This window comes from Streptomyces sp. NPDC053474, assembly GCF_044544845.1.
Lineage (GTDB): Bacteria > Actinomycetota > Actinomycetes > Streptomycetales > Streptomycetaceae > Streptomyces.
Genome location: NZ_JBITXV010000017.1, coordinates 95836 through 111177, shown reverse-complemented (window position 1 = coordinate 111177; position 15342 = coordinate 95836). Strand labels below are relative to the sequence as shown.

17 protein-coding genes are annotated in these 15342 nt (G+C 69.7%); 3 read left to right on the top strand and 14 right to left on the bottom strand.

Features of this window, described 5'->3' with window-relative positions:
- Nucleotides 1–266: 266 nt before the first annotated feature.
- Nucleotides 267–449, top strand: coding sequence for a hypothetical protein (locus ACIG3E_RS33065; RefSeq protein WP_399623257.1), 183 nt, complete (start codon nt 267–269; stop codon nt 447–449).
- 86 nt (nt 450–535) lie between these two features.
- Here ACIG3E_RS33065 and ACIG3E_RS33060 read toward each other — a convergent pair whose 3' ends face one another.
- The 14 genes from ACIG3E_RS33060 to ACIG3E_RS32995 form a co-directional block, all read right to left on the bottom strand.
- Entirely contained in the window at nt 536–1069 is a 534-nt protein-coding gene (locus tag ACIG3E_RS33060) for a hypothetical protein (protein WP_399623256.1), read from the bottom strand.
- Between the two features lie 320 nt (nt 1070–1389).
- A complete protein-coding gene (locus tag ACIG3E_RS33055) occupies nt 1390–2457 on the bottom strand; it encodes an aminotransferase class I/II-fold pyridoxal phosphate-dependent enzyme (protein ID WP_399623255.1) in 1068 nt (355 codons plus the stop codon).
- Nucleotides 2458–2708: 251 nt separating this feature from the next.
- Nucleotides 2709–3011 carry a hypothetical protein gene (locus ACIG3E_RS33050; RefSeq protein WP_399623254.1) on the bottom strand — a complete coding sequence of 101 codons (303 nt, stop codon included), beginning with the start codon at nt 3009–3011 and terminating at the stop codon, nt 2709–2711.
- Nucleotides 3012–3170: 159 nt separating this feature from the next.
- Nucleotides 3171–3770, bottom strand: coding sequence for a hypothetical protein (locus tag ACIG3E_RS33045; RefSeq protein WP_399623253.1), 600 nt, complete (start codon nt 3768–3770; stop codon nt 3171–3173).
- A gap of 230 nt (nt 3771–4000) precedes the next feature.
- Complete coding sequence (locus ACIG3E_RS33040; protein WP_399623252.1) at nt 4001–4141, bottom strand: hypothetical protein; 141 nt, start codon at nt 4139–4141, stop codon at nt 4001–4003.
- Between the two features lie 67 nt (nt 4142–4208).
- Nucleotides 4209–4460: a hypothetical protein gene (locus ACIG3E_RS33035; protein WP_399623251.1), complete on the bottom strand. Its 252-nt coding sequence runs from the start codon at nt 4458–4460 to the stop codon at nt 4209–4211.
- 195 nt (nt 4461–4655) lie between these two features.
- Nucleotides 4656–4862 carry a hypothetical protein gene (locus ACIG3E_RS33030; protein ID WP_399623250.1) on the bottom strand — a complete coding sequence of 69 codons (207 nt, stop codon included), beginning with the start codon at nt 4860–4862 and terminating at the stop codon, nt 4656–4658.
- Nucleotides 4863–4968: 106 nt separating this feature from the next.
- Complete coding sequence (locus ACIG3E_RS33025) at nt 4969–6912, bottom strand: hypothetical protein (protein ID WP_399623249.1); 1944 nt, start codon at nt 6910–6912, stop codon at nt 4969–4971.
- A gap of 91 nt (nt 6913–7003) precedes the next feature.
- The gene (locus ACIG3E_RS33020; protein ID WP_399623248.1) at nt 7004–7384 is read right to left on the bottom strand and encodes a hypothetical protein; all 381 of its coding nucleotides are present in this window, start codon (nt 7382–7384) and stop codon (nt 7004–7006) included.
- On the bottom strand, nt 7377–8960 hold the full coding sequence (locus ACIG3E_RS33015) for a hypothetical protein (RefSeq protein ID WP_399623247.1): 1584 nt from the start codon (nt 8958–8960) through the stop codon (nt 7377–7379). The genes ACIG3E_RS33020 and ACIG3E_RS33015 overlap by 8 nt, the downstream gene beginning before the upstream one ends.
- Before the next feature lie 120 nt (nt 8961–9080).
- Nucleotides 9081–9677 carry a hypothetical protein gene (locus ACIG3E_RS33010; RefSeq protein WP_399623246.1) on the bottom strand — a complete coding sequence of 199 codons (597 nt, stop codon included), beginning with the start codon at nt 9675–9677 and terminating at the stop codon, nt 9081–9083.
- Between the two features lie 510 nt (nt 9678–10187).
- Nucleotides 10188–11948: a DUF2637 domain-containing protein gene (locus tag ACIG3E_RS33005; RefSeq protein WP_399623245.1), complete on the bottom strand. Its 1761-nt coding sequence runs from the start codon at nt 11946–11948 to the stop codon at nt 10188–10190.
- A gap of 318 nt (nt 11949–12266) precedes the next feature.
- Nucleotides 12267–12581, bottom strand: coding sequence for a WhiB family transcriptional regulator (locus ACIG3E_RS33000; protein ID WP_399623244.1), 315 nt, complete (start codon nt 12579–12581; stop codon nt 12267–12269).
- A gap of 139 nt (nt 12582–12720) precedes the next feature.
- Nucleotides 12721–13071, bottom strand: a complete 351-nt coding sequence (locus ACIG3E_RS32995) for an ATP-binding protein (RefSeq protein WP_399623243.1) — start codon at nt 13069–13071, stop codon at nt 12721–12723.
- Between the two features lie 878 nt (nt 13072–13949).
- Here ACIG3E_RS32995 and ACIG3E_RS32990 point away from each other — a divergent pair.
- On the top strand, nt 13950–14741 hold the full coding sequence (locus tag ACIG3E_RS32990) for a GntR family transcriptional regulator (RefSeq protein ID WP_399623242.1): 792 nt from the start codon (nt 13950–13952) through the stop codon (nt 14739–14741).
- On the top strand, nt 14738–15271 hold the full coding sequence (locus ACIG3E_RS32985; protein ID WP_399623241.1) for a GNAT family N-acetyltransferase: 534 nt from the start codon (nt 14738–14740) through the stop codon (nt 15269–15271). Before ACIG3E_RS32990 ends, ACIG3E_RS32985 begins: the two co-directional genes overlap by 4 nt.
- The last annotated feature ends 71 nt before the right edge of the window (nt 15272–15342 follow it).

Sequence of the window (15342 nt, the reverse complement as noted above, 5' to 3'; positions counted from 1 at the left end):
CGGCCCGGAGCACTCGGTGATCGAGGCGGCTGTCCGGGAGGCGGGCTGGGTGCGCTGTCCAGGGTGCGCGTATGTCGGGCCGTCGGCCAGCCACACATGCACCGACACCTCGGGCGGCGGCCAGTCCCTCTCCTCACCCAAACCTGGGCTGGATCAGGAGCACGAACTCGCGCTTCGCTGGTGTCGCCCGCACGAGGGTCGCTGGCGGCGCGGGGGAACCGGCGTCTGCTGTCCGCGGTGCGGTGAGGGCTGCCGCCGGGATGCGGATGACCGGTGCACACTGGCTCCTACTGCTCACCACCGGCCGGAGGACTTTCGGCAGCCCGCGCAGCCAGCGTGCTCAGGCGCTGTACGCGGTGCTGGAGCAGGTGGCGGTCCAGCACGCGGCGCCCGCCGACATCGCGGACGGCCCGTGCCGCCCCTGCCCGATGCCCTTGCCGCGCTCGTGACAGGACGCGGCCTGTCGATGCGCAGATCCTTCATGATCAGCAGCCCTGTGCACCGGCTAGCGGGGGTGCATCCTCCTCGGGGCGAGCTACAGGCCGCGGGCGCTGGCGAGGTCGACCGCCTGGGCGACCATACGTAGCGGCACGCGCGCACTGGCGAAGGTGTCGTTGAAGGAAGGCACGGACTCAGCCTCGCCGAACACCCGCTGGATGGCTTCCAGAAGGACGGCGACAGCACGGCTCTCCAGAGCACGATCGCCGCGGGCCTCGGCTCGAATGGCCCCCGCCATGCACCGGGCCCCCTGTGCATCAACGAGAGTGTCGCTGCACCAGCCGCCGGTGAGGAGGCGGTGCCAGGCGCGGTGCAGCAACGCCGCAATCGGCGTCGGGTAGTCCGGACCTGTTGGGGCTTCCGGGGTCAAGGGCACGGTGATGATGTCGGCCAGGTCCGAGGACTGGGTGAGGATGTGCGCGGTGTTGACCTCGTACGCCACGTGGGCCTGGTCCAGCCGCACGCTCATCACCGCATCGCAGAGGGTCAAACGGTCCTCAAGGGACAAGCGCGCCGGAATGGTGGCCTCGGAGGACTGTGTTCCGTTATCGGCCCCTACGGGATGGATCATTGAGCTCCCAGGAAGCGTTGAAGGGCGCCGCCGGGATTCGGCGGCGCCCTTCGACGGTGTGTGGTGGAGGACAACGCCCTGGACCGACACGGCTTTCGTCAGGGATGCCTCCGGCCGGGCTCGGACAGGGCTGGGCGCGGTTCAGGCGTGGTATTTCCCGGTGGGAGGGGCTCTAGGACGAACTTCCCCGCATAGGGGGCCACCGGGGAGGGCCCGGCCGGTTGAGCTTTGCCGAAGGCGGCCTGCAGGACGCGTACGACGTGTTCGTAGGAGTCAGTTTCCGAGTCGAACGTGATGCGCATGGTGAGCCTCGTAACCTATCAGGGAAGGGAATGCAGCGCCTGTTCCAGCAAGACGAAGTCTTCGTCCGTCTGGGGCGTCATCACGCGTATCCCGGAAGCCCTTCCGCGAATGTCACCGTCGAAACTTCGGACAGCGATACCGTGTTCCTCAAGGTGGGCAGCTACGGGCTCCGGGCTGTCCAGGTACACGAACCGGTAGTGGATCTGCGAAGGAACAACAGCCGCTCCGAAGTACGCAGCGAGAAGCCTTTCCAGCCGCTGCGCATTGCGGCGCACGCGCAGCACGGTGTTCTCGATCCACTCCGTGTCGCGCAGCGCCGCCGTTGTCGCGGCGACGTCGAGCAAGGACAGCGGCCAGCTGGGAATCTCCCGGGCGACGGCCTCGCGCAGCTGGCTGTTCCGGGTCCACAGCACACCGGCGCGCGTACCGGTGAGCCCGAACGTCTTGCCGGTGGACTGCAGGACCACGATGTTCCCGGGCGCTCCGACGACGCTCACGCCCGGCGGGCCCAGGTGCACATACTCCTCGTCCACGATGAGCGTGCTGCCCGGGTTCTGTCCGGCTACGGCCACCAGCTGCTGGCGTGTGGCGCTCAGGCCCAGCGGGTTGCTGGGGTTGGAGATGACGACGAATTGGTGCCGCTGCATGGCTTGCCGGATCCGCTCCAGCCGATCCTCGGCGGTGTCCTGCTGGCCGGGCTGGGGTGCGTAGAAGGCTGCGTAGTGGAAGCGGTTCATCGTCTCGGTGTACTCGGGGACGACGAGGGCCACCTTCTCGAAGTACAGCAGCTTGGAGAGCCTGAAGAGGAACTCGGTGACGCCCCGCCCGCATATCAGATGCTTGGGTTTCACGCCGAGGTACGCGGCGTAGTGCTGCGCGTACGTGCGCTCGGCGGCGTAGGGAGGGGGGACGAGGCTCTCCGGGCGCGCGGTGACGAGGTTGTGGACCGCTCTCACCGCGCTCGGCGGCGGCCCCAGGGTGTTGGAGCAGATACTGAGGTCCAATCGGATCACACCGTCCGGAAAGGACGTCAGGTCTCCGCCCTGCCGTCTCTCACGCAGACTCGCACTGAGCGTTTTCAGCACGCAATTCGCCTCCTTCTCCATGGCCCGTTAAGGACGCCCTTGGGGTACAGCCATATTCTGCAAGGACGATCCTGTGGACAGATTTTGCGAGTTCGGCTGTCTGAGGTTGCGGGGTATGGCGCTGCTCTTTGATCTTCGCGCAGGAGCAGCGCGCCACGATCTGCCCATTTCTCGGCGCCCACCCGAAGCTCCCTACGACCGGGGCTGTCGTGGGCGGCATGCCTGTCATGGCGAGACGGTCGCCACATGCGCTACAGGAAATGGGAGTTGGGAAGCTCGCCCCGTACTTCGGAGGCGGTTGTGCGGATGCTGACACCGGACTCCTCGTCCAGGAGGCGGCGGTCGCCGGTGTGCCGGTGGATGAGCGGCAGCGCCCCGCGCGCGTAGAGCCGCGGGAAGGAGGGTTCCGGCAGGCCAGCGGCGCGGGCTCGCGCATGGGCCAGTGCTTCATCGACGGCGCGCACGTAGGGGCCTCGTGCCACCGCCCAACGACGCAGGGCCCGCCCCGGCGGGGTCCGGGCGCTCGCGACGTAGCGGTCGTTGACGGACTGCATCAGCTCCGCCCGGCCGTCAGGTGACAGACGGCACGGTGGGCACCGCCAGCCGGGTCTAGTCCGTGCATGCGCGGCATGATGATCAAGTCGAAGGCGTGACCGGCTGGCAGGCGACGGCCCGCCAGATGGCCGCCTTGTTGACTGCCGTCGCACCTCATCTCACAAGGGCCTTCCGTCCGCGTCGAAGAGCTCACCGGCACTGGCGCGGCGCGGCAGGACCTGGTCCTGGTCCGCCTCATCCTCCTCGGCCTGCCGCCAGGCAAGGTACTCCTGGCGAACGTAGCCGCGTGTCCCGTCCACACCGCACCAGCCCGGCGCGTCGGCCCCGATCCGCCCGAGAGCGAAGCCACTGCGGTGGCGAAGCTCGAAGGCCAAGAACTCGTCGGCGGCATCGCGTGCTTGTTGGCTGGCCCTCGTGACGCTGGTGTCGTCGAGGGTGCGCGTGAACCACCCGAGTTCGAGCTCGCGCGCGGCCCGGTCCAGGTAGGCGGCCTTGCGCAGAAGGAAGTCGCGATGCTCACTGCCCTCGATGCCGGGGCCGCGGCCGGCGAGTGCTGCCGTGGCGCGCTCCTTGATGTCCTCGGCCAGGAGCAGCAGGGCCAGTTCCTCGTCGAGGAGGGACGGGCTGCCGTCGCCGTAGGCCTGCGCGTAGTTCGGCCCGTGGCCCGTGGGAGTCATGTCGCGATCCCAGGCGAGGCCGCAGGAAGTACAGGTCACCATCGTGATGCCGGTGCCGCCGTCGGCTTGGCGGTGGGGCACGGCTACCAGGCTGGCGGCGCCGCACTGGCACCGCATGGAGGGGTGAGGTCTCATGGTCGTTCTCCTCCTCTGGGTTCGGGGCGGCGGTGCCGGAGGTCGCAGAGCGGTCGCTGGATGCGCGGCATCGGGCCCGGGAAAGGGTAGGGCCGCCTGCCGAGCACGGGGCAGGCGCCCCCAGCCGGGGGTGTGGGTGTGCAGTTGGGTGGTCCGCGCCGGTCGGCGATGCTGGGTCATCGCTTCATGGCGATGGCGATGGCGAGGCAGGCGATGACGAGGGTGACGGTGATCAGCGCCAGGCAGGACGTGTCGATGTGCTCGGGCACGTGGCTGCCGAAGGCGATGGACGCCTCGTCGCGGATGTCGGTGGGCACAGAGCTCCCTCAGAGCAACGATTACGCCTCTTAAGACGCTACTCCGCACCAGAGGTCGCCGCACGTCTTAAGAGTCAAAGGGTGCGGCTTTCCGGGCCGCGCGGTCTGCCAGGCGGCGTGACACAAGGACCGCGGCCGCGAGGGCAGCGACGAGGCCGCTGATGGCGGGTGCGGTCAGGGTGTCCCACGTCGTGAGCACGAAGGCCCGGACGGGAACGGTCAGGGCCATCAGCAGCGCGGCGGCCAGCGCGTACAGCAGGAGGCGGGCGGTGATGCGTGCGAGGGCCACCGCGATCAGGACGCGGCAGATGAAGCACATGGGTTCCTCCCTTCCCGGGCGGGTTGCCGTGCGCCCGCCGCGAGTCGTGGTGGTGGAGGCCGGGCCCGCGAAGGCCCGGTCCCGGGACAGTGATCGGCGGTAAGGCGCGCGAGCACGGGGGCGTCGGGAACGACGTTAGGTGAGGTGTGCTGTGGACAGACTGCGCCGCCGGGCCGCCAAACGGCCCGGCGGAGGTCAGGTGGTCGGTTCTTCGTCCGCGGTAAGCGCGGTGGGGTCGGGACCCAGGGCGTAGCGGGCGCGCACCTCTTTCCCGTCGACGATCTCCAGGTGGATTCGCCCCTTCTTCTTCAGGGCGGTCAGGGTGTTGCTCAGAGTGGAGTCCTCCAGGCCAAGCAGGTCGGCAATGGAGGACCGGTCGACGTAGGAGAAGGCGCCGCCCATTTCCTCGATGGCTTGGACGATCTTGTCGGCGGCCGTGGCCGGTTTCGGCTTGGCCAGGTCGGCTCCGCCGTAGAAGGTGGCTGAGGTGTGCTCCTCCTCGTCGCCGTCAGTGAGGGATGGAGGTCGCGGCGATCTCCTCGCGGTATTGCCAGTCGGGCCAGTCGTGGGGCAGGACGATCTCGTCGTGGTGGATGTGCGGTCCAGCGGATTCGAGGATGAAGCCGCGCATCATCTCCGCGGTGCCGCCGGGGCCGAGGGTGTAGCCCAGGCTGTAGGTGGACACGGGGTCGGCCAGGACGGTGGACTCGTCGAAGACCAAGGGCTGTTCGGACAGGTCCCAGGTGGCCGGGATGGCGCCGGGGTCGACGCCCTCGAATCCGGTGGTGGTCAGGTTCCGCTGGTCGGTGTCGGTGCGGAGCATGACCAGCGATCCGCCCTGGATGACGTTGGTGCGCAGCGTTGTGGATCCGCCCAGTTTGTCCGCGTTGACGGCTTGGTTCACGATGCACAGGGGCATGCCCAGGGAGCGTGCTTTCGCGGCGAGGGCCTCCAGCATGATCTTGGCTTCCTTCTTGTGCTCCTCCAGCTCGGCGAGGGGCACGTGGGCCTCGTCGAGGATGTAGCGCATCCACGGGCGGTCCGGGGTGGCGATGAAGTTCTTCATGCCCAGGCGGGCGGACTGCTGGATCCGCCACTTCATCAGCGCGTAGGCCACGCGCATGCCACCGATGCACCCGGCCTCGCCGAGGCCGGAGTAGGCGGACATGGTCTCGACGTCGGGATTGGAGGAGCCCTTGGGGTCGGAGTAGATGATGCCGTGGCCGTTGACGTGGTCGGCCAGGGCGACCAGTTGGACGATGCCGCCCTTGCCGGAGCCGGTGACGCCAGCGATGAAGATGTGCCGGGCGCCGAGCTTGGGGTCCTTGAACTGCAGGCGGGCGGGCCGGCCGGAGACATGGCGGCCGATCTGGACGTAGCCGCCCTCAGAGGCGACCAGCACGTCCCGGCCGGGGAAGGGCACTCCCTGCTCCAGGGGGTTGTCCTTCATGGTGCGGATGACGCCGCGTCGCGGGTTGCCGGGGACGGGAGTGTAGGAGCACAGGAGGGTGGTGGTGCGCAGGGCGCCGGCCAGGTCGCTCTGGGACGGAATGATCAGGCGGGGGGTGTCTTCGTCGGCGACCACGTAGGCGACTTCACCGCCGGTGAACGGGTCCTGCTGGACGTCCACGAGGTGGGAGCCGGGCATCACGGACGAGGCCACCCACTTGCGCCAGGCTCCGGCCAGCGTGCTGGGGTCCAGCTCGGCTGGGGCTTGGCGGTGCACGGTGATGCGGCGGTCGCCGGCGTGATACCCATCAGTGATCTTCACCTGGGGTGCGGGGATGCGAAAGACGCTGGAGACCGCTGCCTCGGTCACGGTGACCGCCGCGCCCGCCGGAGCGGTGATCACGCCGGTCCACACGCGCGGGCGCACCACGACGTCGGACAGGACTTGGTGCTTGTGGGTGCCGTTGCGGGGGTCGGAGATGTACCGGCCCCACAACTTCATGATGGCCTCGGGTTCGGTGGGCGGCAGCGGCGGCGTGTTCACCGGCGCGGACTGCGTGGTGGGCCGCCTTCGGCCCAGGACGTTGCGCAGTTTGATGGGCACCAGAGCGACGGCCGCCCACCAGCCCAGGGACACGATGCCCGGGACGGAGGGAAGCGCGAGCCAGCCGGCCATCAGGGCGTCGGCTCCCTGCGGGCCCATGGCCATCCCGCTGCCCAGGGCCATGCCGCTGGTCAGGGTGGAGATGAACAAGGTGGAGCGGTGGGCGCGCAGCAGGTCGCCAGCGGGCAGCCGGTTCAGGATCTCCGGGGGGATGCGGCGCATGTAGTTCGCGGCCAGGAAGGTGCCGCCGATGGCGTAGGCCAGCGGGCCGAGCGTGGCCGCGCTGCCGTCGAGCAGGGGTGCCAGCATGCCGACAGCGGGTGGTGCGGCGCAGGCGGATAGGGCGACGGCGCGCTCCGGTCCTTCGGCGCGCGCCGAGGTCGTCGGGTTGCGGGGCACGTTCCAACTCCTTGGGGGTGAACAGGAAATGGTTGGCGAGAAGCGGCGGTGCGGGCGGGACCGGGGTCGTTCCTGCGGTCCCGCCCGGTGGCTACAGAACGGTCAGCCAGGCCCGGTCGACCTCGTAGATGCCCTGTGCGGGGGAGCGGCTGATGGCTTCCTGGATCCCGCCGTGGGTCTGGCGGGCCTGGTCAGCCACGGCCTTGGCGTGTGTGGCGGAGTCCTTCGACGCCGAGGCGTAGCTGTTGGCGCCCTCGCTGATGCCTTTCATCAGCTTGGCGACGGCATGGGTCTCGCTCACGGTCTCGGGGTCGACACGCATGCGGGCGATGCTCTCGGCCGTGCGCGTGGTGTCGTCGGCCTCGTCCTCGATCGCCTTGGTGTCGGCGGCGACGTTGTCCGCGTCGCGCGCGAGGGACTCTTCCAACTCGGCAGCCTCGGCCACCAGTTCGTCGAGGGTCAGGTCAGCCACGGGAGGTCCCCTTCATGTAGAAGCGCAGTTCGGCAGGCGCGAGGAGGCCGGAGTCGACCACCGCCTGGTAGATCAGCCCGTACCGGACATCCACGTTGTGGAGCAGTGCCTGGCATCCGTCGGCCGCCCTCACGGCCCGCTTGTGGACCTCTTTCGCCTCCTGGATCTGGACCTTGGCTGACTCCTCCAGCCGGGCGAGCCGGGCCATGAGCTTCTCGCCGCCTTCGACACCCTTGGCCCGCTCCCGCAGGAACGTGATCTGCTTTGCCCGCTCGCGGGCCCGTTCCTCCAGCCCTCTGGTGTTCTCGGCGATCTTCTGCATCGAGTCCGTCTTCTTCTCGAAGCGGCTCTGGTAGCCGCGCAGGTTCTTGACCTCCCCGCGTTCGAGCGACGGCCTGGATGCGCCGGAGCCGAGCAGGACCTTGCCCTCGTCCCAGCGGGCTTCGATCGGGGTCGGCTGCGTGTGGAAGTCGGTGCTCGTAGCGTTTCCGCTCACCTGCTGCTCCTTGGGTGCGTGCCGGTCTTTCCACGCGGCGTAGGCCTGGTCGTTGCGGTCCTTCTCCTTGTCGGCCACGTCCTTCATCTCGCCGAGACCGTCCTTGGCGCCGTCCTTGTAAGCGCGGGCGTGGCCGAGGACTTTGCCGACGCGGACGCCATTTCGGCGCCCGGCAGCGCGCGAGGTCCGGGTGTCGTACGGCTTGCCGTCCGGTGCCACCACCGGCTGGTCCTCGCCGGCGGTCTTGGGTGAGGCGGCCGGGCCACTGGCTTTCGGTTGCGTCGGCGGCGTGTCCTTGTGCTTGGGCTGTTTGGCCTTGCTGGCCTTCGTCTTCGAGCCCGTGCCGGTGTCGGTGTCGGCGCTGGCCTCGGCCGTCTTCTTCGGGGCGCGGCGCGGAGTGTCCGCGGCACCGCCGACGTCCTTGTCCGTGTCGCCCTTGTTCCGGCCACCTCGTGGGGTGGTCACGCTGCCGGCTTTGCCACCGGAGGAGTTGTTGCCCGGTCCGCGGACGCCGCTTCCACCGACTGCGGTACGCGCCCCTTCAGCAGGGCCTCGTACTCCCACGGGGGAGTTCTTCTCTCCTTTCACCGGGCGATTTGCATCACTCTTCTTCTCTGGCGCCGGTTTTGAGCTTGCCCCGGACCCCACTCCAGTGCTGGGCCCTGCGGCTCCCGACCGATTCACCGATACGGTGCGAACCGTCTTCGACTGGTTGGCCATAGCCTGCGCTTTCGCGACTTCCAGACGCTTGTTCGCGGTTCCTCCACCTTTGGCCCAGCGGATGGCAGCGGCCCGCAGGAATGTCTTCCATATTCCCTCGTCTTGCTCCTTGTAGGGCGTGCTCCCCGCGTTCTCGGGTTCTTCTCCTGTGCCGTGATAGGCAGCGCTGGAGGCACCGGAGGCGCCGGTCACGGGAGCGTCGTCGGTAGCCTCCCCGGCGTCGTGCAACGGGGTGGGCCGGGCGATGCCCTCGGCTGCCAGCGCCTCGGCGATGAACCCCCGGATCGGGCCGCCGGGGAGGTTCGCGTCAGGGGTAGGGGACGGGTCGGGCCCGTCCGCGTGGGCCGTGTCGGCCGCCATCGACTCCTCACTCTCTGCAGTTACTTCCTACCTACCTCCCGACTCGAAAGCCCAGGTGAAACCCCCTCATGGGCGTGCGGGCCGGTGCTCTCAGGCCGGGAAGTAGGTAGGAAGTAGTAGCTACGCGCGGTCGCGCTTGGTGTGCCGACGGGTGATGGCGTACAGGCCCAGGGCGCCGGCCGCGATGGTCACCAGCGTTCCGTTCACCGGCAGTTGGAGGCTGCTGGATCCGGTGTCCGTTGATGAGCCCGCTGCTCCCATGTCCGAGCCGTCGGAACTGCTCGCGTACTGGGCCTGGCAGTCCTCCACCACCTGCCGCATGGACGGGGCGCCATACCCTTTACCTACTTTGCGGGCGTTTCCCTTCACGCAGGTGTCCACGTGGGTCTGGCGATCCTTTTCCGCTGCCGTGCTGACCTTTCTATTGTTCTCCCTGGCACGGTTTTCCTCCCTCATCTTCTCCAGCTTCAGGCGCTCGGCCTTCAGTTCAATCTCCTGCGCCTTCCGCTCATTTGATGAATCCACCTGAAAGCAGACGGCGCCACCGCTGCATATCACTGCGGCGCCAGCGATGAGAGCGACTCGCCCTCTCCTCGTCAGGCTCCTTCTGCGCTGCAGAGGAAGCCCGTACGGCCCCTGCCGCTCGCAGTCCGGTTCATTCGCCATGCCGTTATTCGCCATAATTTTCTGGAATTCAACCTCATCATTGCCGGGCATTTCTTGCTCTCCGTTCTGTCGGGCGAGCCGGGTGGCCGCGGCCAGGGGTTCTTCGTCCTCGGCCCCTGCCGTCCGTGAACGGCGCCGCAGGCGGCACACGCCGCAGTGGTGCACTGCCGCCCAGACCTGACCGAGGTGAGCGAACAGGGATGGCGGACCGGGTCTTCGCCCACGAACCACTGCGGTCGGCCGACCGTGCACGGAGGTCGGCGGCTGCCGCTGCCAAGGCGCGGCGCAAGAAGGGAGGCAGGATGTGACCTGCGGGCGACCAGCTGCCGCGTGCGCGAGCGGGCATCCTGCGCCTCCGGCGGTGAGCGCGGGCCGGGGGCGAGCGCTAGGACGCTCGGGCACCGCGGTGCGCATGAGCGGCAGGGCTCACGCTCGGGAAGCGGTGCTCCGTGCGAGCGCGGCGAGGCGGAGCTGCGCTTAGTCCGCGCTCACGAGCGTGAGCGCAGACCGGCCAATGGTCAGTACATGTTCGGTGAGCGCGCTCACCGAATGGGCGGGCGCTCACCGACGCGCTCGCCGAGGGGTGCTGCACAGTGCCGGCCACGCTCGCTCAGCCTGGGTGCGCAGACGTTGAGCAGTCGGGCGGGAGACGGGCCTGTCGGACAAGCCCGCGTCGGTGAGCGCGGTGCGGATCTCCTTCCACTCCGGCCGGAACCCGAGCTCGGTGTAGAGGCGGCGTATGCACTCAAGGCGGCGCTTGGTGAGCGCGTCGCTCTCGCCGCGCGTAAGGCCACCGCCCGCTCGCTGAGCGTTCTCATCGTCTGGGGCGCGCTCACTGTCGTGAGCGCCGGTGGTGAGCGCTGCGCGCTCGTGCTCCCTGTGCACGTCGCCGTCGGCGCGCGCGCTCACGTCGGGGTGAGCGCGCTCGTCCTCCTCCCGCTCGGCTCCGTGAGCGCCCCCAGAAGTGAGCGTGTCCGCGAGCGCGGTGGGCACGGTGTCGAGCTTGAGCGCCATGCGCTCGGCGAGCGGTGCCGTGCGGCGCCACCGCCTCCCGTACTGTTCCCTGAGCCGCGCTCGCCGCCACGTCTGCTCCTGCAGGCGTGTGAGCGCCGCCTGGTACGAGGTGACTTCCCACAGGATCATGCGGCGGCGCAGCCTCGCGGTCGAGAGCGGAGCGAGCAGCCAGCGAGAGCGGCGGACCGTCTCCATACGCTGCTTGCCGGTAACCGCCCCGATCTTCGTGGCGTACACGTGCGCGGCGATCTCGGAGAAGACCACCCACAGCAGGGTGAGGGCCGCATGCCCGAGACGGCCGGTGACGCTGTGGGAGGCGGACCAGTTCAGGTAGACGCTCACTGCGGTCAGGGTCCGGGGGACCCAGCGGATCCAGCGCAGTTCCATGTCGAGGCGGATCAGGACCAGGTGGGCGCCGGTGAAGGCGGGAACCGAGACGTCAATGCCGACCGGGAGCAGCCACGGCCAGGACCAGCCCCAGCCTTCGGCGGCGGTCTCCAGGGCGGTGTAGGAGGAGAGCAGGCCCAGAGTGGAGACGGTGGCGGCAGCGACGATCACGGCTAGCACGCCGGCCAGCTCCGGTCGCGACAGGTCCGGAATGCCGGTGGTGCCGACCGCCGTCTGCCGGGCTGCGCGGCATGCGGCCCGTGAGGCGGCGCGGATCTCACGGCGTTTGGCCCGCCGGGCGGAGCGGCGCGTGGAGTTGTCCAGGATCCGTTCGCCCTCCTCGCGGGCCCGGGCGGCAGCGTCCTGGTGCTCGCGGGCCTCCCGCAGGGCCCGTTGGGTCTGCGTCAGGTTGGCCGCGGCCTGCTCGCGCTGCGCGGCGATCTCCTCGGCCGCCGCCTGCAGTTCCGCGGTGCGGACCCGGGCCTCGGCCAGGACGCGGTCGGCATCCTGGCGGGCATCTGCGGCCGCTTCCTGGGCAGCGGTGCGTACCTGGCGGGCATGCGTATCCGCTGCTTCGCGCACCCCGGCGGCTTCCGCGCGCGCCTGCTCCAGTGTCCGCTCGGCATCCCGTGCGGCGCCGGTGCGGGTGGCCGCCGCAGTCCGCTCGGCGTCAGCCAGGACCTGCTCGGCGTCCGCGGACGCCGAGGCGACCATGGCCTGCGCCGTGCGGCGTGCCTGATCCTGAGTCCGCTCTGCGGCGGTGGAGGCGCGGGCCGTCACCGCAACGGCTTCCGCGTGCGCTGCGGACACCAGCTCGTGGGCGCGGGCCCGACTCTCGTCAAGCTCTCGCGCGGCTGCCTCGGCGGCCGCGTCGCGCAGGTCGGCGGCACGGTCGAGGGCATCGGCCAGGACTTCGGCCACCTGCGGATGCTGCGGCGTGATCCGCGCGGCCGTCGGTACGGCAAGGTCGCGAGCCGGGAGGGAGGGCGGCCCGTCCCGCCCGGCGGTGCGGGGCTTCGCGGCCGGTGACGGCTGGCGCCTCCGCCGGTGGGAGGTCTTCGTGGACACGGGAGTCCTCTCGTACGGATCCGGCGCCTGCGGGCGCCGTCGTTCTGCGGGGGCGGATAGGGTCGTGGCAGGCCTCGGACCCCGGCAGCTGCAATGCCGGGGTCCGAGGCCGTTCTGAGCTACGGCAGCGAGAGCCGAGCCAGCCCGGTGGTGGCCGGGCGGGGGTCGAGGTCAGCGGGCCCCGGTGGCCGTCTTCGCTCCCGCCTGCGGCGTTCGGTTGCGGACGGGGCGGGGCCTCATCGCGCGGCGCTCGTCTTCCGACAGGCCACCCCAGACTCCCTCTTCCTGACCGAACTCGAACGCCCACTGCAGGCACTGCTCGACCACCGGGCAGCCGCTGCGGCAGACCGCCTTGGCCTCCTCGATCTGCAGCAGAGCCGGGCCCGTGGTGCCGATCGGGAAGAACAGCTCAGGGTCCTCCTTTCGGCACAGAGCCTGATGTCTCCAGTCCGGGCGAACGTCGTCGCCGCCGGTGGTGATGGTCATCGAACCTCCAGGAAAGTCGAGTTGAAGAGATGCCCGGGCATGCAGGTAGACGCCCGGGAGCGGGGCGGGCTGGTACGAAGTGATCTCCGGCCCCGCCGCGGGGGCTGACCTTCTCCGTCCGCCGCCCGGGGGCGGGCCGTCACGCGAGGGCGATGCGGCATCGGATCTGTTTGCCGACAGGTGAGCGGCGCACCGTCCAGCCCGGCGCGAGGGCATCGAGCAGAGCGAGCCCACGACCGGACTCGGCGTCGGCGCTGTCCAGGGCGACCGCTTGGCGGCGCGGCAGCGCCAACGGATCCGGGTCGTGCACGTTCACCGTGACCGCGGCCGAGGTGGCGTACACCTCGACCACCAGCGGAGTGTGCTCCCCGCAGGCCCTGACCGCGTTGGCGGCCAGTTCGGAGACAACCCACTGGGCGGTTCCGGCGGTGTCGTCCCCGACTCCGTACGCGGCTAAGACCTTCGTGGTCAGCTGCCGGACCAGCCTCAATCGAACCGAGGATGATGTCAGGTGCGCGACAAATCCCTGATTGCGGTGGCGCATATACAGGCCCGCCTCCGGGGCCGGGAGTTCGGGCGCCTGGCATCCGCCTGCGGCGGCATGGACTCGCGCTTCCCGGGCGGCAGCGCCGGTCACCGGGATCCGCTCCCGGCCTCGCGGCGGCGCACCCGGCGGAGCGCCTCCTCGATGGTGGGGTCGCTGCCCCCGTCGGCACGGAACGTCATCATGGGCTTCACGGCTGCCTTCCTCTCGCGTGGGATACCGCACGCCATGACCCCCGGGAGGGGCCCGGAGGTCATGGCGTGCGGTCTGCAGGGCCCGGCCGCCCGCCGGGAGATCACGAGTGGCCGCGGCCGTCGGCGCTCCCCAACGGGGGCGTCGGCGACCGCGGTTACTGGTAACCGGGTGGATGCGCGGTTCCACCGCGCGCTGATCTCATTCGGCACGGACCGCTCGCGCCCAGGGAGATCAATCCCGGGCGGTGATGGCGGCGCAAGGTTGCCGTGCCGTTCTGTGAAGCCGGTTGCGCGGTACGTCGTGGGCGAGGGCCCTTTCTCGGCCGGCTGGTCTCCACTCGCCCCGGCCGGTGTGGTCACGGTCGCGTTCGGCGGTGGATCACGCTGTGGAGTTCTTGGCGGCCGGCACTCCGCGTCGTTCAGCGGGACACCAGAGCCACCCCCAAGCTGACATGTCAGCTTGGGTGATCACGACCGTAGGGTTCCACCTGCCACCCCGTCAAGAGCTGACATGTCAGGTTGAGTTGAGAAGGTGAGCCCTGCACCCGGATCCGGCCGCGGCCTGCGCCTGCCTACCCTCAGGACCAAGTGCGGGATCTGACCTGACCTGTCAGGTTGTAGGGTGCGCCCATGACGACAATGAGCTCGCGCGAAGACGGGTGGACGGTGGAGGCCGCCATCCGCGACCTGAGGTCACGGATCCAGGCCGGCGAGTTCCAGGAGTCGAAGAAGCTGCCGTCGGCCAGCGCCCTGGGCAAGCAGTACGGCCTGAGCCGCAACGCCATGAACAAGGTGCTCGGCGAGCTGCGGCGCGAGGGCCTGATCGAAACGCAGTCCGGTGCGCGGGGGGCCACGGTGCGGGACTGGGAGCCGTTGGCCTTTCTGCCGCAGCAGGAGTTCGAGGCGACCACAGGGCCCGACGCCGACCTCCTGACCCGGCTTGTCGAAGCAGACGCCCGCAAGGGCGAGTCACGCATCGACTCCATCTCCGTCGAAGCGGTCGAAGACCGTATCCGCAAGAAGCTGCAGTTGGGCCCCCACGACGACGTCGCGGTGCGCCGCCGCACCAGCATCGTCGACGGGGTGCCGGCCCTGCTCGATGACTCTTATGTGCCCTGGCGCCTCGTCGAGGGCAGCGACTGGATGCGCAAGGGAAGCGTCGCCCGGGGGACCAACGCGGTGCTCGCCGAGCTCGGTTACGAGCTCGACTTCGCCATCGACGAGCTGCGCCCCCGGTTCACGACTCCCTGGGAGAACGAACGCCTGGGTCTGGGAGCAGGCCCAGTGCACACCATCGAGCTCGTCAGCACGGCCTTCGACCAGCAGGACATGCCGATCCAGGTCACGGTCCTGACCCTGCCGGGCCCACGCAACACCGTGGCGTACAGGCGCCGCCGGCCCCGGCGCGAGGGCACCGAGTGAAGGTCACCCTCGCCACGCTGGACGACGTCCCCCGCCTCCAGCGGTTCCGCACCGACGCCGCGGCATGGCTGGCCGCGCGCGGCAGCGACCAGTGGTCGACGCCCTACCCCGACGATCTGCTCCTGCGCAGCATCAAGGCCGAGGACGTCTTCCTCTTCCGTGAAGCCGACGGCGCAGAGCCCGTGGCCACTGTGACATTGGACGCCGTGGCCGACCCCGTTCTGTGGCGGGACGACGAAGCCCGGCAACCGGCCCTGTACGTACACAAGCTCGCCCTTGCCCGCCCGGGCGGGCAAGGCGGCCTTGGCGGCCGCATCCTGGACTGGTGCGGCGACCGCGCCGCCCGGGCCGGGGCGCTGTGGCTGCGGCTCGACGCCTGGACCAGCAACACCAAGCTCCACGCTTACTACCGCGCACGGGGCTTCACCCATGTCAGGACCGTGCACACCCCTGACGCCTACGGCTCCGGCTGGGTCGCCCAGAGACCGGCTGCAGCAAGCCCCGGCTTGTTCGACGAGCCTGACGCCTGAGTCGCCACCCACACCTGCGACTCTTAAGGCTTTACTTTCAGTGACTCGCTGAGTACAGTCTTAAGAATCAC